At 72.3% G+C, this 18335-nt stretch carries 21 protein-coding genes and 1 pseudogene; 12 read left to right on the top strand and 10 right to left on the bottom strand.

What is annotated here, in order from left to right; genetic code table 11:
* The first annotated feature begins 21 nt into the window (after positions 1-21).
* Positions 22-417, top strand: a complete 396-nt coding sequence (locus ACGFSH_RS14485) for a VOC family protein (protein WP_329406618.1) — start codon at positions 22-24, stop codon at positions 415-417.
* 127 nt (positions 418-544) lie between these two features.
* Entirely contained in the window at positions 545-1615 is a 1071-nt protein-coding gene (locus tag ACGFSH_RS14480) for an adenosine deaminase (RefSeq protein WP_393348304.1), read from the top strand.
* On the opposite strand, the gene ACGFSH_RS14475 is transcribed toward ACGFSH_RS14480, so the two are convergent.
* Together ACGFSH_RS14475 and ACGFSH_RS14470 are read right to left on the bottom strand one after the other, a co-directional pair.
* A complete protein-coding gene (locus ACGFSH_RS14475) occupies positions 1597-2112 on the bottom strand; it encodes a DinB family protein (RefSeq protein ID WP_393348302.1) in 516 nt (171 codons plus the stop codon). The genes ACGFSH_RS14480 and ACGFSH_RS14475 overlap by 19 nt on opposite strands.
* A 25-nt stretch (positions 2113-2137) precedes the next feature.
* Entirely contained in the window at positions 2138-3022 is an 885-nt protein-coding gene (locus ACGFSH_RS14470) for a LysR family transcriptional regulator (RefSeq protein ID WP_393348300.1), read from the bottom strand.
* A 134-nt stretch (positions 3023-3156) separates the two neighbouring features.
* On the opposite strand from ACGFSH_RS14470, the gene mgrA reads away from it, so the two are divergent.
* The gene (gene mgrA / locus ACGFSH_RS14465) at positions 3157-4149 is read left to right on the top strand and encodes an L-glyceraldehyde 3-phosphate reductase (protein ID WP_393348298.1); all 993 of its coding nucleotides are present in this window, start codon (positions 3157-3159) and stop codon (positions 4147-4149) included.
* Between the two features lie 280 nt (positions 4150-4429).
* Here mgrA and ACGFSH_RS14460 read toward each other — a convergent pair.
* Positions 4430-4830: pseudogene (locus ACGFSH_RS14460) on the bottom strand (nuclear transport factor 2 family protein).
* Positions 4831-5138: 308 nt separating this feature from the next.
* Here ACGFSH_RS14460 and ACGFSH_RS14455 point away from each other — a divergent pair.
* Positions 5139-5549, top strand: coding sequence for a hypothetical protein (locus ACGFSH_RS14455; protein ID WP_393348296.1), 411 nt, complete (start codon positions 5139-5141; stop codon positions 5547-5549).
* A gap of 203 nt (positions 5550-5752) precedes the next feature.
* On the top strand, positions 5753-6214 hold the full coding sequence (locus tag ACGFSH_RS14450; RefSeq protein WP_329406606.1) for an ATP-binding protein: 462 nt from the start codon (positions 5753-5755) through the stop codon (positions 6212-6214).
* A 179-nt stretch (positions 6215-6393) separates the two neighbouring features.
* Here the strand turns inward: ACGFSH_RS14450 and ACGFSH_RS14445 are convergent, their stop codons facing one another.
* Positions 6394-7281: an RNA polymerase sigma factor SigF gene (locus tag ACGFSH_RS14445; RefSeq protein WP_393348294.1), complete on the bottom strand. Its 888-nt coding sequence runs from the start codon at positions 7279-7281 to the stop codon at positions 6394-6396.
* A 258-nt stretch (positions 7282-7539) separates the two neighbouring features.
* On the opposite strand from ACGFSH_RS14445, the gene ACGFSH_RS14440 reads away from it, so the two are divergent.
* On the top strand, positions 7540-7962 hold the full coding sequence (locus tag ACGFSH_RS14440; RefSeq protein WP_393349141.1) for a helix-turn-helix domain-containing protein: 423 nt from the start codon (positions 7540-7542) through the stop codon (positions 7960-7962).
* 22 nt (positions 7963-7984) lie between these two features.
* Here the strand turns inward: ACGFSH_RS14440 and ACGFSH_RS14435 are convergent, their stop codons facing one another.
* On the bottom strand, positions 7985-8587 hold the full coding sequence (locus ACGFSH_RS14435; protein WP_393348292.1) for a ClpP family protease: 603 nt from the start codon (positions 8585-8587) through the stop codon (positions 7985-7987).
* Position 8588: 1 nt separating this feature from the next.
* Entirely contained in the window at positions 8589-9227 is a 639-nt protein-coding gene (locus tag ACGFSH_RS14430; RefSeq protein WP_393348290.1) for an ATP-dependent Clp protease proteolytic subunit, read from the bottom strand.
* Positions 9228-9427: 200 nt separating this feature from the next.
* Between ACGFSH_RS14430 and ACGFSH_RS14425 the strand changes: the two genes are divergently transcribed.
* Complete coding sequence (locus ACGFSH_RS14425; RefSeq protein ID WP_393348288.1) at positions 9428-9913, top strand: VOC family protein; 486 nt, start codon at positions 9428-9430, stop codon at positions 9911-9913.
* Here ACGFSH_RS14425 and ACGFSH_RS14420 read toward each other — a convergent pair.
* Positions 9895-10842: an aminoglycoside phosphotransferase family protein gene (locus ACGFSH_RS14420; protein WP_393348286.1), complete on the bottom strand. Its 948-nt coding sequence runs from the start codon at positions 10840-10842 to the stop codon at positions 9895-9897. The two genes, ACGFSH_RS14425 and ACGFSH_RS14420, sit on opposite strands and share 19 nt — an antisense overlap.
* 224 nt (positions 10843-11066) lie before the next feature.
* On the opposite strand from ACGFSH_RS14420, the gene ACGFSH_RS14415 reads away from it, so the two are divergent.
* Both ACGFSH_RS14415 and ACGFSH_RS14410 read left to right on the top strand, forming a co-directional pair.
* Entirely contained in the window at positions 11067-11867 is an 801-nt protein-coding gene (locus ACGFSH_RS14415) for a VOC family protein (RefSeq protein WP_393348284.1), read from the top strand.
* Positions 11868-11928: 61 nt separating this feature from the next.
* On the top strand, positions 11929-12639 hold the full coding sequence (locus tag ACGFSH_RS14410) for a ribonuclease H (protein ID WP_393348282.1): 711 nt from the start codon (positions 11929-11931) through the stop codon (positions 12637-12639).
* Positions 12640-12654: 15 nt separating this feature from the next.
* On the opposite strand, the gene ACGFSH_RS14405 is transcribed toward ACGFSH_RS14410, so the two are convergent.
* The 3 genes from ACGFSH_RS14405 to ACGFSH_RS14395 form a co-directional block, all read right to left on the bottom strand.
* Positions 12655-13107 carry an SRPBCC family protein gene (locus ACGFSH_RS14405; protein ID WP_393348280.1) on the bottom strand — a complete coding sequence of 151 codons (453 nt, stop codon included), beginning with the start codon at positions 13105-13107 and terminating at the stop codon, positions 12655-12657.
* 83 nt (positions 13108-13190) lie between these two features.
* Positions 13191-14045, bottom strand: coding sequence for a tyrosinase family protein (locus ACGFSH_RS14400; RefSeq protein WP_393348278.1), 855 nt, complete (start codon positions 14043-14045; stop codon positions 13191-13193).
* A 47-nt stretch (positions 14046-14092) separates the two neighbouring features.
* Positions 14093-14479, bottom strand: coding sequence for a tyrosinase cofactor (locus tag ACGFSH_RS14395; protein ID WP_393348276.1), 387 nt, complete (start codon positions 14477-14479; stop codon positions 14093-14095).
* Positions 14480-14827: 348 nt separating this feature from the next.
* On the opposite strand from ACGFSH_RS14395, the gene ACGFSH_RS14390 reads away from it, so the two are divergent.
* The 3 genes from ACGFSH_RS14390 to ACGFSH_RS14380 all read left to right on the top strand — a co-directional run bounded on the left by ACGFSH_RS14390 (position 14828) and on the right by ACGFSH_RS14380 (position 18318).
* Positions 14828-16045: an FAD-dependent monooxygenase gene (locus tag ACGFSH_RS14390; protein WP_393348274.1), complete on the top strand. Its 1218-nt coding sequence runs from the start codon at positions 14828-14830 to the stop codon at positions 16043-16045.
* Positions 16046-16198: 153 nt separating this feature from the next.
* Positions 16199-17683, top strand: a complete 1485-nt coding sequence (locus tag ACGFSH_RS14385; RefSeq protein WP_393348273.1) for an MFS transporter — start codon at positions 16199-16201, stop codon at positions 17681-17683.
* A complete protein-coding gene (locus tag ACGFSH_RS14380; RefSeq protein WP_393348271.1) occupies positions 17680-18318 on the top strand; it encodes a TetR family transcriptional regulator in 639 nt (212 codons plus the stop codon). The genes ACGFSH_RS14385 and ACGFSH_RS14380 overlap by 4 nt, the downstream gene beginning before the upstream one ends.
* The last annotated feature ends 17 nt before the right edge of the window (positions 18319-18335 follow it).

The following is an 18335-nucleotide window of genomic DNA, read 5'->3' as shown; positions in this document are numbered from 1 at the left end:
GCCCGCCCGTGAAAGGTCCCGATGAGCCGCATCGCCCTGGTCACCCTCGTTGTCGACGACTACGACGAGGCGATCCGCTTCTACACCGGGGCGCTCGGCTTCCGGCTCGTCGAGGACGAGCCCCGCGCCGACGGCGCCCGCTGGGTCGTCGTGCGGCCGGGGGACCGCCAGGAGGGCGTGGGGCTGCTGCTCGCCCGCGCCAAGGACGACGCCCAGCGCGCCCGCGTCGGGGACCAGACCGGCGGCCGGGTCGGCTTCTTCCTGCACACCGAGGACTTCGCCGGCGACCACGCGCGCATGCTGGCCGCCGGCGTGACCTTCCTGGAGGAGCCCCGCCACGAGCCCTACGGCTCCGTCGCCGTCTTCCAGGACCTGTACGGGAACCGCTGGGACCTGCTCCAGCCGGCCACCGCCTAGGGGCGTGTCGCGAAAGTCCCGTCTGCCGGGCGACGCCTGGCGCCCGGCCCGCCCCGCGGGCAGACGACGGTTCTTTCGAGACACGCCCCAGCACCGCCCGCCGAACCACTCGCCGAGGAACACGCACATGACCGCGCCCCGCATCGACACCGACACCCTCCGCCGACTCCCCAAGGCCGTCCTGCACGACCACCTCGACGGCGGCCTGCGCCCCGCGACCGTCGTGGAACTCGCCGAGGCGGTCGGCCACACCCTGCCCACCACCGACCCCGACGAGCTGGCCGCGTGGTACTTCGAGGCCGCCAACTCGGGCGACCTGGTGCGCTACATAGCCACCTTCGAGCACACCCTCGCCGTCATGCAGACCCGGGAGGGCCTGCTGCGCACCGCCGAGGAGTACGTCCTCGACCTCGCGGCGGACGGCGTCGTCTACGGAGAGGTCCGCTACGCCCCCGAGCTGATGCTGAACGGGGGACTGACGCTCCCCGAGGTCGTCGAGACGGTCCAGGAGGGCCTCGCGGCCGGCATGGCGAAGGCGGCGGCGGCCGGGACGCCGGTCCGGGTCGGCACGCTGCTGTGCGGCATGCGGATGTTCGACCGCGTGCGCGAGGCGGCGGACCTCGCGGTGGCCTTCCGCGACGCGGGCGTCGTCGGCTTCGACATCGCGGGCGCCGAGGACGGCTTCCCGCCCGCCGACCACCTCGACGCCTTCGAGCACCTGCGCCGCGAGAACGTGCCCTTCACCATCCACGCGGGCGAGGCCCACGGCCTGCCCAGCATCCACCAGGCGCTCCAGGTCTGCGGCGCCCAGCGCATCGGCCACGGCGTCCGCATCACCGACGACATCGTGGACGGCAAGCTCGGCCGGCTCGCGGGCTGGGTGCGCGACCGCCGCATCGCGCTGGAGATGTGCCCGACCTCCAACCTCCAGACCGGTGCCGCCGCCTCGATCGCCGAGCACCCGATCACCGCGCTGAAGGACCTCGGCTTCCGCGTCACCCTCAACACGGACAACCGACTGGTCTCCGGCACCACGATGACCCGCGAGATGGCCCTGCTGGTCGAGCACGCGGGCTGGGGCGCCGAGGACCTGCGCACGGTCACGGTGAACGCCCTCAAGAGCGCGTTCATCCCGTTCGACGAGCGCAACGCCCTCATCGAGGACGTCGTCCTGCCGGGCTACGCGTCCGCGCTCTGAAGGATCCCGCGGACGTAGGCGGCCTGTCCGACGTGCTGGAGATCGTCGGACAGGACGCTGACCAGCCGCACGCCCAGCGTGACCGGCGGATCCCAGCGTTCGTCCACGACGCGTTCCAGGTCCGCCGCGGTGAGCGCGCGCAGCGCCGTCAGGGTCTGCGTGTGCACCGCGTCGTGGTACCCGGTCAGCAGAGCGGCGTCCGGGACCCGCACCCTCGCCACCTGCGCGCCGCTGTGGCCGTACCCGGTGTCCTCGGGCGGCAGGTCCAGACCGAACCGTTTCTCCCAGTCCTGGGCGAGCCACACCTGGTCGAGCCCGAAGGCGCCCGCGACATGGTCGTCCTGGACCCGGGTCAGATGCCACACCAGCCAGGCGACCGAGTTGGCCCCCGGGGCGGGCCGGGCGTCGAGGACGTCGGGGCCCAGGCCCTCGACGGCCGCGTGGACCTCTTCCCGGATGCGGTCGAAGCCGTCGATGAGGATGTCCTTGGCATGCATACGTCCACCATCGCTCAGCGCGCGCTCATCCGCCCCCCGATTCCAGCAGCCCCATCAACGCCCTGGCCGCGGGACTGGTCGCCCGAACGGGCGGCAGCAGGGCGACCGTCTCGTAGGCCGCCTCGCCCGTTCCCTCGAGGGGCAGGGCGGTGAGCGCCTCGCGCTTGTGCCGGAAATGGCGCGGCACGACCGCGACGCCCAGGTTCTCGTCCACCAGGTCCAGCAGGTCGTGCACGTCGTTGACCTCCAGTGCGACCGTGCGCCGCACCCCCGCCTCGGCGAACGCGGCGTCCGTGGCGCGCCGCGGCCCCCAGTCGGGATGGAAGTCGACGAACGCCTCGCCGGCCAGGTCCCGCGGCGTCACCGCCGCCGGCGCCCCGGCGAGCCGGTGGTCGGGATGGCACAGCACGTACATCGGCTCGGCGGCCAGCGGCACACAGCGCAGCTGATCGGTGTCGGACTGGGTGCGGTAGGCGAACGCCAGGTCCAGGCGGCCGGCCGTCACCTCCTCGCCGAGGGCGCCCGAACCCGTCTGGCGCAGCCGGATCTCCACATCGGGGTGGCGCCGCCGGAACGCCGCGAGGAGCCCCGCCACGTGCACCCCGGCGATGCACTGCTCGGTGCCCACCGAGAGCGTGCCGCGGACCACGCCCTGGACGGCGGCCACCGCCTCGTGCGCCGCCCGCACCTGCGCCAGGACGCGCTCCGCCTCGGCCAGCAGCGCCCGGCCCGCCTCCGTCAGCGTCACCCTGCGGGTGGTCCGCACGAACAGGGGCGCGCGCAGCTCCCGCTCCAGCGCCCGGATCGAGGCCGACAGCCCCGACTGGGAGACCATCAGACGTTCGGCGGCACGGGTGAAATGCCGGTCCTCGGCGACGGCGACGAAGTGCTGGAGGTGGCGCAGTTCCATGATTGAGAAGCCTAGCCGCTGAATCGCATCGAATTCTTCTGTTGGACCACTGCCCGCGGACGGGGTCAGAGTGGGAGGAGGTTCGGGGAAGATCGTCCCGGACCGGATCGTCGTGCCAACCCCCTGGAGTCGCGTTGTACACCGCACACCCCGACCGTTACGCGGACATGCCCTACCGGCGCACCGGACGCAGCGGTCTGAAGCTCCCCGCGCTGTCGCTCGGCCTGTGGCACAACTTCGGCCCGGACCGCCCGGTCGAGACCCAGCGGGCGATCCTGCGCCGCGCCTTCGACCTCGGCATCACCCACTTCGACCTGGCCAACAACTACGGCCCGCCGCCCGGCGCCGCCGAGTCCGCGCTCGGCGCCTTCCTGAAGAGCGACTTCAAGGCGTACCGCGACGAGCTGGTCATCTCCACCAAGGCCGGCTACCTGATGTGGCCCGGCCCGTACGGCGAGTGGGGCTCACGCAAGTACGTGCTGTCCTCCCTCGACCAGAGCCTGTCGCGCATGGGCCTGGACTACGTGGACGTCTTCTACTCGCACCGCCCCGACCCGGAGACTCCCCTGGAGGAGACGATGGGCGCCCTGCACTCCGCGGTGCAGCAGGGCAAGGCGCTCTACGTCGGCGTCTCCAACTACTCGGCCGAGCAGACCCGGGAGGCGGCCCGCATCCTCGGCGAACTGGGCACCCCGCTGCTCATCCACCAGCCCCGCTACTCGATGCTGGACCGCCGTCCGGAGACCGAGGGCCTGCTCGACGCCCTGGACGAGCTCCAGGTCGGCTCGATCGTGTTCTCCCCGCTGGAGCAGGGCCTGCTGACCGGCCGCTACCTCGACGGCATCCCCGAGGACTCGCGGGCGGCGAGCGACAGCCCCTTCCTCAGCTCCGACGCGGTCACCGAGGAGCTCGTCGGCAGACTGCGCGCCCTCAACACCATCGCCGAGTCGCGCGGCCAGTCCCTCGCCCAGCTCGCCCTGGCCTGGGTGCTGCGCGGCGGGCGGGTGACCTCCGCCCTCGTGGGCGCGAGCAGCGCCCGCCAGATCGAGGACAGCGTCGGCGCGCTCGACCGGCTGGACTTCGCGGACGAGGAACTGGCCCGCATTGACGCCGTGATCAACGGTTGATCCACGGCTGACGTGATTGATCCACGGGTGGCACGGTTGATCTGCGGCTGATCCACGGCTGTCCGGCGGGGCTTTCGCGACTTCCGTGAGGGCGTCGAATTCGGCATTCCGCATTCCGCGTTCCGCGTTCCGTTCGCGGTCCGGTCCGGTCCGTCGTTCCTTCCGCCGTCCTGCCCGTTGTCACACCGGCGGTTTCCGCAGCCCTTCACGATCTCCTCCGCTCCCGGTGATCCCTTTTCGGGTGGACCGCCGGGAGCGGGGGAATTGTTGTTCCCGCGTCTCAGCTTTCCTTCGGCACGCGGTCCAGGAATCCGAGGACGGCCGTGATCCGGCCGCGGGCGTCGAGGGTGATGACGTCGGATCCGGCCACCGGCGCCACCTCTGCGCCGGAGGGGGCCGCGCCGTCCCCGCTCACCAGCTCCCAGGAGAACCGGGCCATGTCGTGATGGCCGTCCACCGGGCCGACCGGGCGGAAGGAGAGCCCGGGAACTGGGCGTGAACGGCCGCGATGAGGGCGGCGATCTGCTCATGGCCCACGGCGTCGGCGAGAGGGTCGGTGTACCGGCCGTCGGCCGCCCACGCTGCGTCGACAGCCTTGGCCAAAGCATCGGGGTGGCGGGCGTTCCAGGCCTCGAAGTAGCGGGCGACGGCGTTTTCGTGGCGTGCGGTGTCCGCGGACATGGTGGATCAGCCTCCGTCGAGGTCGTCGTCACTGGTCGGAGCCGGGATCCGGCTCTTCGCCGATCCGGTTCCCCCAGCCTGCCCGGGGCCGCCGCGCGGGTCGATTACCCGACGGGTAATGACAGCGCTCACCGCCCGGTGCCGCATTCCGGCCACGATCAAGGGGGAATATGCCAAGAGACTGGCCAAAAAGACATGGTGACAGTGTTTCAGCAGTGAACATACTCGAACGTCAGGGACCCGTTCCGTCATAGGAGCCGCACGGAAAGCGAGGCACCGCCGGCAAACGAGCACCGGGGGAGAGGGACGTGCACGACGAATTCCTGTGCCATGTCACCGCGTACGGCGTCTGCGACGGCCGTCGCATCGGCGTACCGCTCGGCACCTACCGGGCTCCGACGCTGGCTCTCGCCCTGTGGTGGCTGCGGGACCGGGCGTCCTGGATGGCCGAACGCCTGGATCCACAGCCGGACGACGGGCACTTCCCGCCGGGCGCGCTCGTCCCGGTCGCCGACACCGTGCGCGACGTGCCCGCACTGCTGCGGGCCTGGTGCGCCGACCCGGGCCGGCAGGAGCAGGTGGCCGACGAGCTGGCGGGCGGCCGGCTGGTGCGCATCGCGGTCAGCGACGACACCACCGAATACGAACTGCTCGCCGAGTCCGTCGACGCGCTGCGCATGCAGCGGACCCTGCCGGCCCTCGTCCTCCCCGTCGGCTGACCGGTCCGGCGCCGCGCCCTGAGCCGGGCACGAGAGTCCCCGGGCCGCCCGGCCCTTCGTGGCGGTCGCGGACGCGATGTGAGGCACTCCATGGTCGTTGCGTGCGGGAGGTGATAAATGAGGGGGACTGCACCACGCGACTCGGGGTACGAGCATTGGTGCACAGCAGCGTCCGGCACGTCCGGCCTCGTAGAGAGACACGCATGATCGAGCACATCGAGCACCTGGACGGGGCAGTGATACCGATTGGTTTCGATGTACCCGTGGAACCGCTCAGGCGGGCTGCGCACTACACCGGCGAGCCGGGCTGCATAGCCGAGGCCCGCGCGTTCGCCTCCCACTTCGTGGAGCAGCTGCGGACCGAGTGGTGCGCCACGGCCGGCGACCGGGTGGTCGGCGAGGTCATGCTCGTGGTCAGCGAACTGGTCACCAACGCCGACCGGCACAGCAACGGGCCCTACATCCTGGAACTGGAGGGCACGGACTCCTCCGTCACGGTCTGCGTGTACGACAGCAGCGACGCGCTGCCCATGCGGTACCCCAAGGACCCCGAGCGGATCGGCCGGCACGGTCTGGAGATCGTGCACGCCGTGGCCGCGGAGGTCACCGCCGAGCGCGTCCCGGTCGGCAAGCGCGTCCGCGCGGTGCTGAAACTCGAAGCCTAGGCCGGTGGGGCGGCCCCGCCCCACACCGGTCCACTTCCGCGGGTCGACGCCCGCACCCAGCGCCGCGGCATGTCGCCGGACCTGCGCTCGCCGCCTCCGGAAAAAGGGCCCCGGACGATCGCGTCTTCCCGGCGCCGCGGCGGCCGTGGCCTTATGGCCGAGCCGCCGCCGTCACGCCGTCAGGCGCAGCCCATCTCGCCCAGCATGCCCTCGCGCAACCGCGCGATGATCCGCTTGATCAGGCGGGAGACGTGCATCTGGGAGCAGCCCAGCCGCTCGCCGATCTCCGCCTGGGTGGCCTCCTCCACGAACCGCATGTGGATGATCTGCCGGTCGCGCTCGCTCAGCTCGGCCATGAGGGGCGCCAGCGAGTGGTAGTCCTCGACGAGGCGCAGTCCCTCTTCCTCCACGCCGATGAAGTCGGCGAGGACCGCCTCGCCGTTCTCCGGGCCGTCGCCGGTGAGCGCGGCGTCGAGGGAGGAGGAGTTGTAGCCGTTGGCGGCGATCTGGGCCTCGACGACCTGGGCCTCGGCGATGTTCATCAGCACGGCCAGCTCGGCCACCGTCGGCTCCCGGTCGAGGCGGCTGGCCAGCTCGTCGCGCGCCTTGGCCAGCTCGACGCGCAGCTCCTGAAGCCGGCGCGGCACATGGACCGCCCACGTCGTGTCCCGGAAGAAACGCTTGATCTCGCCGACGATGTAGGGGACGGCGAACGACGTGAACTCGACCTCGCGGGCCACCTCGAACCGGTCGATGGCCTTGATCAGGCCGATCATCCCGGTCTGGACGATGTCGTCCATGTCGTCCCCGCGGCCCCGGAAACGGCCGGCCGCGAACCGCACCAGCGACATGTTCATCTCGATGAGCGTGTTGCGCGCGTACTGGTATTCGTGCGTGCCCTCTTCGAGCACCGCGAGTCGCTGGAAGAACTGCCGGGACAGTTCGCGGGCGTCGCGCGGGGCGATACTGCGGGGCTCCTCGATGCCCGGCAGCGGTGCGCCGTCCGTGCTCGCACCGGCGCCGCCCTCGACGACCTCTGCCTCCGACCGGTTCACGGCGGTCTGCATGGTCTCTCCCTCGACAGTCACGGTTCGACGTCTGTTGCTCTCGGTCCGTGAGCGAACACCCGTGTGCACGCCCATTCAGGTGGCGGGTACCCGCTCTTTGCGGACCCATGCACGCGGACGGCGAACAAATTTCCCGGGCGGGAGACCACCCCCGTGGATCTCCCGCGCCGGGTCCCGGTCGATTCCACCGAGGGCGCAACACCGCACCCTTGCGGGACCCACCGGCCCTCCTAGGCTTGAGAGGTGAGCAATCAAGAGGTGAGCAGCCGCCGACCGGACCGCGCACGGGTGATCCCGTTGCGCCCGCCCTCCGCCCGGCCCCACGTCCCGGCCTCAGCGCCCGCCCCCGTTCCGGCCGCCTCCCGGCCCGCCGTCCGGGAGCCCCTGTGGCGGGACCTGATCGGGGACGTCCTGCGCCGTGAGCGTCAGGCGCAGGAGCGCACGCTCAAGGACGTCGCCGACGCCGCCCGCATCTCCCTGCCCTACCTCTCGGAGGTCGAGCGAGGCCGCAAGGAAGCCTCCTCGGAGGTCCTCGCGGCAGCCGCCCAGGCCCTCGGCCTGAGCCTGGGCGACCTGCTGACCCGGGCCCAGGGCGAGCTGATCAGACTCGCCGGCCGGCATCCCGTGCGAAGCCGCACGACGCCCGCCTCCTCCCGCGACGGGCTCTGCCTGGCCGCCTGACGCGTTCGGCGGGGCCGGCGTCTCACACCTTGACGAGACGCCGGCTCACCACCTCGTCGGCCAGCCCGTAGGCCACCGCCTCCTCGGCGGTGAACACCTTGTCGCGGTCCATGTCGGCGCGCAGCGTCGTGATGTCGTGGCGGGTGTGCCGGGCCAGCACCTCCTCCACCTGGGAGCGGATGCGGATCATCTCCTTGGCCTGCAACGCCAGGTCCGACACCGTGCCCTGCCGTCCGCCGCTCGCGGGCTGCCCGAGCAGCACGCGCGCGTGCTCCAGCACGAACCGCCGGCCGGGGTCCCCGCCCGCCAGCAGCACGGCCGCCGTCGAGGCCGCCTGCCCGACGCAGAACGTCGAGATCGGGGCCTGGACGTACGTCATCGTGTCGTAGATCGCCATCAGCGAGGTGAACGAGCCGCCGGGGGAGTTGAGGTAGATCGCGATCTCGCTCTCCGGGGCCGACGACTCCAGATGGAGCAGTTGCGCGATGACGACGTTGGCGACGCCGTCGTCGATCTCCGTGCCGATGAAGATGATCCGCTCGGACAGCAGCCGGCTGAACACGTCGTAGGACCGCTCGCCCTGCGGGGTGCGCTCGACGACGTTCGGAATCGTGTAGGTCCCCATGTCACAGCCCCATCCGTCGCTTGGAGGCGGTGGGCTGGACGTCCGCGAGGGACTCCACGACCCGGTCCACCATGCCGTACTCCCTGGCCTGCTCGGCCGTGAACCAGCGGTCGCGGTCCCCGTCGCGGGAGATGGTCTCCGGGGACTGGCCGGTGTGCTCGGCGGTGATCCGCTCGATGGTCCGCTTGGTGAACTCCAGGTTCTCGGCCTGGATCTCGATGTCCGCGGTGGTGCCGCCGATCCCGGCCGAGGGCTGGTGCATCATGACCCGCGCGTTGGGCAGCGCGTACCGCTTGCCGGGCGCGCCGACGCTCAGCAGGAACTGGCCCATGCTGGCCGCGAAGCCCATGGCGAGGGTCGAGACGTCGTTGGGGATCAGCTGCATCGTGTCGTAGATCGCCAGCCCGGCGTGCACCGATCCGCCGGGACTGTTGATGTACAGGCTGATGTCGGTGCGCGGGTCCTCGGCCGACAGGATCAGCAGCTGGGAGCAGACCCGGTTCGCGGAGACCTCGTCGACCTGGGTGCCGAGCAGGACGATGCGCCGTCCGAGCAGCTGGGCGGCCAGCTGGTCGTCGAACCGGGTGGGCGCCGTGTCGCCCTCCTCGGCCCGGGGGGCGAACGTGGTGAGTGCGGTCATCGGTTCTCCTCGTCGTGGCGCGGATGCCGTCGGCTCCACTGTCGACCGGGAACCGCGCCCGCAGGCCGTTTCTCTGCCCGCGGCAGATTCGCTGCGGGCAGAGCCCCCGCCCGCGCCGCCCGGCACGCGACCGATGAGTTTCCGGGCCCGCCGGGGTCGACACCCCAGACCGACCGCGTCACACGCCCAGGAGGTATTCCATGACCACCGACGGATTCACCACGTGTCTCTGGTTCGACGGCCAGGCCGAGGAGGCCGCGCACTACTACGTCTCGATCTTCAAGAACTCCTCGATCGGCGCCATCGGCCGGTACAACGAGGCCGGTCCCGGCCCGGCCGGCTCCGTGCTGGCCGTGGAGTTCACGGCCAACGGACAGAAGTTCGTCGGGATCAACGGCGGCCCGCAGTTCACCTTCAGCGAGGCGATCTCCTTCCAGATCCACTGCGCGGACCAGGAGGAGGTCGACCACTACTGGGCCAAGCTCACCGAGAACGGCGGCGAGCCCGGCCCGTGCGGCTGGCTGAAGGACCGGTACGGCCTGTCCTGGCAGGTCGTCCCGGACGGGGTGATCGAGATGATCGGCGACCCCGACCCCGAGAAAGCCGCCCGCACCACCCGGGCGATGTACGCCATGGGCAAACTCGACGTCGCCGCCCTGCGCAGGGCCTACGAGGGCGCCGAATAACCGGGCGCGAGGGGCGCGTCGGCCGCCCGGGCCTCGGCGAGGATCTCGCGGATCACATGCCGGGAGTTCTCCGCCAGCGCCGGGTTGGTCTCCCAGTAGTACGGCAGCTGGATGAGCGAGACCGACAGCGCCCAGCCCCGGCCGCGCGCCCACTCGGCGTCGTCCGCGCCCACGGCCGCGCGGAACGCGCCGCGCGCCGGGGCGGGCAGCAGGTTCCACGCGATGATCAGATCGACGGCCGGGTCGCCGACGCCGGCGACGCCGAAGTCGATCACCGCGCCCAGCCGCCCGTCCCGGACCAGCACGTTCCCGGGGGAGAGGTCCCCGTGGGCCCACACGGGCGGTCCCGCGTGCCCGGGCGCCCGCAGCGCCTCCTCCCACAGGGCGGTGACCGCGTCGACGTCGATCCGTCCGGTGAGCAGGGCGAGGGCGTCGCGGGTCGGGCCGTCCCGCTCGGCCAGCGGAACGCCCCGGCTGTTCGGCGGCCCGCCCCGCGCGTCGATCCCGCGCAGCGCGGTGACGAACGCCCCCAGTTCCGCCGCCAGCGTCAGCGGGCGGTCGAGGGCGCCCGCGACCGGGTTGCGGCCGTCCAGCCAGCGGTAGACCGACCACGGCCAGGCGAACCCCTCTCCCGGGCCGCCCCGCGCGAGCGGCTGCGGCGCGGCCACCGGCAGCGCGGGCCCGAGCCGGGTCAGCCAGTGCTGCTCGTGTCCCACGCTCTGGACCGCGCCGGGATGGCGGGGCAGCCGCACCACCTTGTCGTCGCCCAGCCGGAACATCGCGTTCTCCGTGCCGGAGGAGGCCAGCCGCCGCACGGGCAGCCCGGCCCAGCGTGGGAACTGGGCGGCGACGAGCCGGCTCACCAGGTCGGAGTCGAGGTCGACCTCGTCCGGACGCATCTTCTTCACAGCGGCGCACACGCACCCCATTGGACGAGTCCGGCCGCCCCGCCGTCCAGCGAATTCGCGGCCCGCCCCGCCCGCGCACAGCCCGTCGCCCGCCGGCGGCCCGTGTGCTCGACGCGCGGGCCGGGGGCGGGATGGCTAGCGTGAGAACCCGGACCCGGCGCCGCCGCGCCCCGCCGTCGGCCGCGCGGCAAGTCCTGTCCCCGCCGCACCCGTTCCGTGTTCGTCTCATCAGGAGGGCCGTCGTGATGGCCGTACGACCAGAGGGGGCCCCTTGCTGGGCCGACGCGATGTTCAGCGACGTGGAGGGAGCCAAGAGGTTCTACGGCGACGTCCTCGGCTGGACCTTCGGCGAGGCGACGTCGGAGTACGGGAACTACACCCAGGCCTACGTCGACGGCAAGGCGGTGGCCGCCGTCGTCCCGCCGATGCCCGGTCAGGAGGGGCAGTCCCAGTGGTGCCTGTACCTCGCCTCCCCGGACGCCGCCGCGACCGCGGCCAGGATCCGCGAGCACGGCGGCGAGGTGCTGATGGAGCCGATGCAGGTCGGCGAGTTCGGCACGATGTGCCTGGGCCGCGAACCGGGCGGCGCGGTGTTCGGCGTGTGGCAGGCGGGCGTCCACGAGGGCTTCGAGGCCCCGCCCGAGCAGCCCGGCGCGTTCTGCTGGGCCGAGGTCTTCACCCGCGAGCCCGAGAAGACGGACGCGTTCCTCCCGGCCGTCTTCCCGTACAAGGCCAAGCAGATGCGGGACGACGCCGTCGACTTCCGCATGTTCGAGATCGGCGGCGACACCGTGCTCGGCCGTATGCGGATGGGGGAGGATTTCCCGCCCGAGGTGCCGTCGTACGTCAACGTCTACTTCACCGTCGACGACTGTGACGAAGCGGTGGCGCGGGCCACCCGGCAGGGCGGTGTGCTGCGGTTCGGCCCCATGGACACGCCGTTCGGCCGGTTCGCGGCCCTCAGCGACCCGCAGGGCGCGAGCTTCTCGGTGATCGACGTGACCAGGACGGCCGGGGAGATGCCGCAGGCCGACGACGTGCCGTGACCGGACGGCCGGCGGACCGCGCGTTGCGGCCGCCCGGCCGGGACCGTCCGGGGCCCATGGCATGATCGTGCGCATGCGTGAACGAGTGGTGGCCGCGTGCGACGGGGCTTCGAAGGGGAACCCGGGTCCGGCGGCCTGGGCGTGGGTGGTCGCGGACGACGCGGAGGCGCCGGACCGCTGGGAGGCGGGGCCGCTCGGCAGGGCCACCAACAACGTCGCCGAACTCACCGCGCTGGAACGCCTCCTGGCGGCGACCGACCCGGCCGTGCCGCTGGAGGTCCGCATGGACTCCCAGTACGCCATGAAGGCCGTCACCACCTGGCTGCCCGGCTGGAAGCGCAACGGCTGGAAGACGTCCGCGGGCAAGCCGGTCGCCAACCGGGAACTGGTGGTGCGCATCGACGGACTGCTCGACGGGCGCTCGGTCGACTTCCGCTACGTGCCCGCCCACCAGGTCGACGGCGACCCGCTCAACGACTTCGCCGACCGCGCCGCCAGCCAGGCCGCGATCGTCCAGGAGCCGGCCGGCAGCGAGCTGGGTTCACCCGAGCCGCCCGCCTCGCCGGACACCCCGAAGTCCTCCGGACACAAGAACGGCCGCCCCGCCGGGAACAAGTCGTCCCGGCGGAGCGGCGGTTCGTCCTCGCGCACGATCAAGGCCAAGTTCCCGGGCCGCTGTCAGTGCGGCCGCCCCTACGCGGCGGGCGAGGACATCGCCAAGAACGCGCAGGGCTGGGGACACCCGGAGTGCCGTACGGCGGACGCCGGTTGAGCGTACGCGGGGCCGTCACAGCACCGCGCCGCGCCAGCCCCCAGTCTCCAGGCCGCGGTCCTCGATGAACTCCTTGAACCGCTCCAGATCGCCCTTGGTCTGACGCTTCACGAAGCCCAGCTTGTCGCCGACGCTCTCGGCGAGGCCCTCCGGCTGGAACTCCATCTGGAGCATCACCTTGGTGCGGCTGTCGTCGAGCCGGTGGAAGGTCACCACCCCGGCCTGCCGGGCCTCGCCGGACACGGTGGTCCAGGCGACCCGTTCGTCGGGGATCTGCTCCGTGATCTCCGCGTCGAACTCGCGGTGCACCCCGTTGACACTGGTCACCCAGTGCGTGAGCGTGTCGGAGCGCTGTTCGATCCGTTCCACCCCGTCCATGAACTTCGGGAACGTCTCGAACTGCGTCCACTGGTTGTAGGCGGTGTGCACGGGCACGCCGACCTCGATGGATTCCTCGACCTGCGACACGGTCGTCTCCTCCTGCGTTGTCGTGGTTCGTACGGTCGGTGACGTCGGTGCGGGTACCCGCGACCCGCGCCGCAAACCGGCGGTCAGCGGGCGGCGGGGGACGGCCGGTCCGCGTCGAGGGCGTCGAAGGTGTAGAACGCCGTGTGGTCGAGCAGGTCCGCCGGGGCGGTGTCGTTCCACGGCTTCATCGTCTCGTGCAGGTCGACGACGTCCGGCGTCCCGCCGTTCGGCACGTAGGCGGACCCCGGGTGCCGGCGCTGCCACTGGGCCCACAGCCTGTCGATGAAGGCGTGATGCAGCCAGAACACCGGGTCGTTGGGGGAGACCCCGGTGGCCATCTGGCCGCCGACCCACACATGGACCCGGTTGTGCAGATTGACCCCGCGCCAGCCCTCCAGATGGTTGCGGAACCCGTCGGAGGCGCTGTTCCAGGGCGCCATGTCGTACGTCGGCATCGCCAGCACCGAGTCGACCTCGGACCGGGTCGGCAGCTCGCGCACCCCCGCCCCCAGCGCACGCCGCAGATAAGTGCGCCCGTCCACCCGCACGTTGATGGGCCAGCGGCCCGCCGAGGCGGCGAACGGACCGTCCATCACCTGCCCGTCCCGGCTGCGCCCGCTGCCGCCGAGGAAGTCGGGCGCCCACAACGACGAGCGGGGCGAACGGTCGGTGGACCAGTCCCAGTAGGGCAGCGCCACCGACGCGTCCACGGACTGAAGCGCCCGCTCGAACTCCAGCAGGAATCTGCGGTGCCAGGGCAGGAACGACGGTGAACGGTGGCCGGTGCGCTCGCCGTTGTCGGTGTCGCCGAGGATGAACGCGTTGTGGGTGGTGACGAAGGCGTCGTAGCGGCCGCTGCGCTTGAGTTCGAGGAGGGCGTCGACGAAACGCCGCTTCTCGTCGGAGGTCAGGGACGCCTGGTTCTTGCGGACGGTCATGGTGCGGAGCTCCAAGAGTGCGGGAGAGGAGGGCGGACGGCGCCGGGTCAGGCGGCCGGGAACGGTTCGAGCCGGGCGCCCTGCAATTCGTCGACCGCGGCGCGGGCGGCGGCCCTCGGCGTGGACACCGGGTCGTAATGGCTGACCACGCTGATCCAGGAGCCGTCGGCGTTGCGCATCACGTGCAGCTCCACCCCGTCGACGTACACGGCGTAGCCGCCGCCGTGGTGGTGCCCGCCCCCGGCGACGGGCCGGCCCTGTATGCGGCGGCCCCGGTAGACCTCGTCGAAGGACTCGGGGGAGCCGTGGGAACCGTGGGGGTCGTGGGGGCCATGGTGCGGTTCGGCGGCGCGGGCGGCGGTGGCGACGGCGAACGGGGCACCGGCGACGACGGCCGCCGCGGTGAGTGCGCGACGACGGCTGAGTTCCGGCATGCGGGACCTCCTGGAGTGCGTTCGGTTGACGACTCCGCATGCCTATCGGCGGTGTGGAGAGGCGGGGAAATCGCCTCCGACCGGTTGGCCGCGATCCGGACAATCGATAACAAGTCGTACAGTGTTGAACGAAGATGATCTTGTCCCGCGACCGCCCCGATCGCGGCGGAAGGGGCAATTCCTTTGCGCCGGGACCCCGCTTTCGGTGGACTTTCGCGCGGCTCCGCTCCGCCGGTGGTGTGGCTCACGTGCGAAAAGTGGCGCGATCGGACGCGAGAGGCGGCGAGCGGCCTGTTCCCGCCCTGCTACCCTGCGTCGTCAATCCACCACGACCGGTAACCCCTGGGGGTGCGCGTGAAGGTCGCCTGTGTCGGCGGCGGGCCCGCCGGCCTGTATCTCTCGATCCTGCTCAAGGTGCAGGACCCGTCCCACGACGTCACCGTCCACGAACGCGACCCGGAGGGCTCGACCTACGGCTGGGGCGTCACCTACTGGCAGGGACTGCTCGACAAACTCCGCGTCTGCGACCCGGAGTCGGCGGAGGAGATCGAGAAGCACTCCGTCCGCTGGAACGAAGGCGTCGCCCACGTACGGGACCTGGCCACCCGTCAGCCCGGCGACGAAGGGCACGGCATCGGCCGGCACCGGCTCCTGGAACTGCTCGCCGCCCGCGCCCGCGCCCTCGGCGTCCGGCTGGAGTACGAGAGCGAGATCACCGCCGACGACCTGCCGGACGCCGATCTGGTCGTGGCGGGCGACGGCGTCCACAGCGCCCTTCGCTCCCGTTACGCCCAGGACTTCGGCGCCACCCTCACACCGGGCCGCAACCGCTACGTCTGGCTCGGCACGACCAAGGTCTTCGACTCCTTCACGTTCGCCTTCGTCGAGACCGAGCACGGCTGGATCTGGTGCTACGGCTACCCCTTCAGCGCCGAGCAGAGCACCTGCGTCATCGAGTGCGCGCCCGAGACCCTGGCCGGACTCGGCCTCGACCGGGCGAGCGAGGCCGACAGCCTCGCCGCACTGGAGAAGCACTTCGCGCACATCCTCGACGGCCACCCCCTGGTCGGCCGCGCCGCCTCCGACGGGGGCTCCCCCTGGCTGACCTTCCGCACCCTCACCAACCGCACCTGGCACCGGGACCGCCTCGTCCTCCTCGGCGACGCCGCCCACACCACGCACTACTCGATCGGCGCCGGCACCACCCTCGCCCTGGAGGACGCCATCGCCCTGGCCGGGGCGCTCCGCGAAAGCCCCGACCTGCCGCGCGCGCTCGCCCGATACGAAGGCGAGCGCCGCTCCGCGCTGCTCTCCCCGCAGAGCGCCGCCCGCTACAGCGCGCAGTGGTACGAGAACCTGACCCGCTACATCGACCTGCCCCCGGAGCAGATGTTCGCGCTGCTCGGCCAGCGCCACTCGCCCCTGCTGCCCTACGTGCCGCCCCAGCTGTACTACCGGCTGGACCGGGCGGCCGGACGGCTGGAGACGCTGCGCCGGTTCAAGCGCTGGCTGGGGCCGAAGCTGGCGCGCGGCGCGCACGCACGCGCGCTCAGCTCCCGCGAATGACCGACCCCGGCCTCCCGGACCGACGGAGCGCCCTTGGGTGAATGGGAATTCACTGTTACGGTGAATTCCCATTCACCTCGGTCACCGTGCTCCCGCCGCCCCGCGCTCGCGTGTCCACCGTGACCGGTCGTCGCACCGGCCGCTGGAGTGTCCATGGCGTCGCCCGCTCCGATACCCGCCCCGGCCGGGGAGGCCGGCGGCCTGCGGGCCCGCCTCACCGTCCCGGTCCTGGCCTACTGCGGCATCCTCATGGCGGTCATGCAGACCGTCGTCGTCCCGCTGCTGCCCGACCTGCCCCGGCTGACCGGCGCCTCCGCGGGCGCCGTCTCCTGGATGGTCACCGCCTCACTGCTGTCCGGCGCGGTCCTCACCCCCGTACTCGGCCGGGCCGGCGACATGTACGGCAAGCGCCGGGTGCTGCTCCTGTCGTTCGCGCTGATGACCGCCGGCTCGGTGATCTGCGCCCTCACCTCCGACATCGGCATCCTGATCGCGGCGCGCGCCCTCCAGGGCGCCGCGTCCTCCGTCGTCCCGCTGTCCATCAGCATCCTGCGCGACGAACTGCCCCCGCACCGGCGCGGCTCCGCAGTGGCGCTGATGAGCTCCACCGTCGGCATCGGCGCCGCGCTGGGGCTGCCCGCGGCCGCCGTGGTCGTGCAGTACGCGAACTGGCACGTCATGTTCTGGGTGACCGCCGCCCTGGGGGTGACCGGCGTCGCCCTGATCCGGTGGGCGGTGCCCGAGTCGCCCGTCCGCGAGCCCGGCCGGTTCGACGTCACCGGCGCGCTGGGACTGGCCGCCGGGCTGATCTGCCTCCTCCTCGCCGTGTCCCAGGGCGGCCAGTGGGGCTGGACGAGCGCCCGGGTCCTCGGCCTCTTCCTGGGCTCGGCCGTCGTCCTCGCCCTGTGGAGCCGGCAGCAGCTGCGCGCCCCGCGGCCGCTGGTCGACCTGCGCCTGGTGTCCCGGCCCAGGGTCGGCCTGTCCCACCTGGCGGCGCTCCTGACCGGCTTCGCCTTCTACGCCAACTCGCTGGTCACCGCCCAGCTCGTACAGGCCCCGAAGGCGAGCGGGTACGGACTCGGGCTGTCCATCGTCCAGACCGGGCTGTGCCTGCTGCCCGGCGGCATCACCATGCTGCTCTTCTCACCGGTCTCGGCCCGCATCTCCGAGGCCCGCGGCCCGCGCGTCACCCTCGCCCTGGGCGCCGCCGTCATCGCCGCCGGCTACGCGCTGCGCTTCGCCGACAGCCGCGAACTGTGGATGATCATGGTGGGGGCGACCGTCGTGGCCACCGGGACCACTCTCGCCTACTCGGCGCTGCCCGCGCTCATCCTGCGCGCCGTCCCGCCCGGACAGACCGCCTCGGCGAACGGCGTGAACGTCCTGATGCGCACCATCGGCCAGGCGGTATCCAGCGCGGCCGTCGCCGCCGTGCTCGTGCACCACACCGGCCTCGTGGGCGGTCGGCCCGTGCCGACGCTGCACGGCTATCTGGTGGCCTTCGCCGTGGCGGGCGCGGTGGCGCTCGCGGCCTGCGCCATGGCGCTCACCATCCCCGGCGACCGCGCGCCCGACGACCCGCCGCCCGCCCGCAGCCGCCCCCGGCCGGTGAACGACGGGGCCACCGGGGGAGCATGAGCGCCGTGAACACCGAACCGGACGCCCCCGGCCCCGGCGTCGCGCGGCCCCCGGCCCGGCGCGACGCCGAGGCCACCAAAGCGGCCATCCTGCGCGCCGCCCGCCACCTCCTCGCCCGCCATGCGCACGCCGACCTCACCCTCAAGGCGGTCGCCGAGCGCGCCGGAGTGAGCGCGCCGCTGGTGGTGAAGTACTTCGGCAACAAGGACGCCCTCTTCGCCCGCGTGATGTCCTTCGAGGAGGACGCCCACGCCCTCCTCGACGCCCCGCCCGCCGAGCTGGGCCGGCACATGGTCCGCCACGTGCTGGTCAGCCAGCGCGAGCGCGGCGCCGACCCCGTGCTGCGCATCGCCTTCGCGCCCCTGCACGGCGAGCACGGCGACGTCCTGCGTGCCAACTTCCGCGCCCAGGTCACCGAGCGGCTCGCCGCCCGCCTGACCGGCCCGGACACGGCCGTGCGCGCGGAGCTCGCGATCGCCGCGCTGCTCGGCCTCGGCGTGATGTCCGGCATCGCACGCGGCGCCGCCCTGCGGGCGATGCCGGTCGAGGACGTCGTCGACCGGTACGGGCCCACCGTGCAGGCGCACCTCGACGGCCCCGCCCCGCGGCCCCCGTCCGTTCCGGCCGGGGAGTGAGCCCGGCCCGCGGCGGC

It is taken from the genome of Streptomyces sp. NPDC048481 (genome assembly GCF_043200075.1).
Classification (GTDB): Bacteria; Actinomycetota; Actinomycetes; order Streptomycetales; family Streptomycetaceae; genus Streptomyces.
This window is presented reverse-complemented; position numbering and strand designations above follow the sequence as displayed.

Bases quoted from the DNA above. Each gene is read 5' to 3' on its own strand.
- ACGFSH_RS14410 (WP_393348282.1), top strand. From the start codon at position 11,929: ATGATCGTGCGCATGCGTGAACGAGTGGTGGCCGCGTGCGACGGGGCT.
- ACGFSH_RS14470 (WP_393348300.1), bottom strand. From the start codon at position 3,022: ATGGAACTGCGCCACCTCCAGCACTTCGTCGCCGTCGCCGAGGACCGG.
- ACGFSH_RS14380 (WP_393348271.1), top strand. From the start codon at position 17,680: ATGAGCGCCGTGAACACCGAACCGGACGCCCCCGGCCCCGGCGTCGCG.
- ACGFSH_RS14430 (WP_393348290.1), bottom strand. From the start codon at position 9,227: ATGACCGCACTCACCACGTTCGCCCCCCGGGCCGAGGAGGGCGACACG.
- ACGFSH_RS14400 (WP_393348278.1), bottom strand. From the start codon at position 14,045: ATGACCGTCCGCAAGAACCAGGCGTCCCTGACCTCCGACGAGAAGCGG.
- ACGFSH_RS14480 (WP_393348304.1), top strand. From the start codon at position 545: ATGACCGCGCCCCGCATCGACACCGACACCCTCCGCCGACTCCCCAAG.
- ACGFSH_RS14420 (WP_393348286.1), bottom strand. From the start codon at position 10,842: ATGGGGTGCGTGTGCGCCGCTGTGAAGAAGATGCGTCCGGACGAGGTC.
- ACGFSH_RS14425 (WP_393348288.1), top strand. From the start codon at position 9,428: ATGACCACCGACGGATTCACCACGTGTCTCTGGTTCGACGGCCAGGCC.
- ACGFSH_RS14435 (WP_393348292.1), bottom strand. From the start codon at position 8,587: ATGGGGACCTACACGATTCCGAACGTCGTCGAGCGCACCCCGCAGGGC.
- ACGFSH_RS14395 (WP_393348276.1), bottom strand. From the start codon at position 14,479: ATGCCGGAACTCAGCCGTCGTCGCGCACTCACCGCGGCGGCCGTCGTC.
- ACGFSH_RS14475 (WP_393348302.1), bottom strand. From the start codon at position 2,112: ATGCATGCCAAGGACATCCTCATCGACGGCTTCGACCGCATCCGGGAA.
- ACGFSH_RS14445 (WP_393348294.1), bottom strand. From the start codon at position 7,281: ATGCAGACCGCCGTGAACCGGTCGGAGGCAGAGGTCGTCGAGGGCGGC.
- ACGFSH_RS14385 (WP_393348273.1), top strand. From the start codon at position 16,199: ATGGCGTCGCCCGCTCCGATACCCGCCCCGGCCGGGGAGGCCGGCGGC.
- ACGFSH_RS14485 (WP_329406618.1), top strand. From the start codon at position 22: ATGAGCCGCATCGCCCTGGTCACCCTCGTTGTCGACGACTACGACGAG.
- ACGFSH_RS14450 (WP_329406606.1), top strand. From the start codon at position 5,753: ATGATCGAGCACATCGAGCACCTGGACGGGGCAGTGATACCGATTGGT.
- ACGFSH_RS14415 (WP_393348284.1), top strand. From the start codon at position 11,067: ATGGCCGTACGACCAGAGGGGGCCCCTTGCTGGGCCGACGCGATGTTC.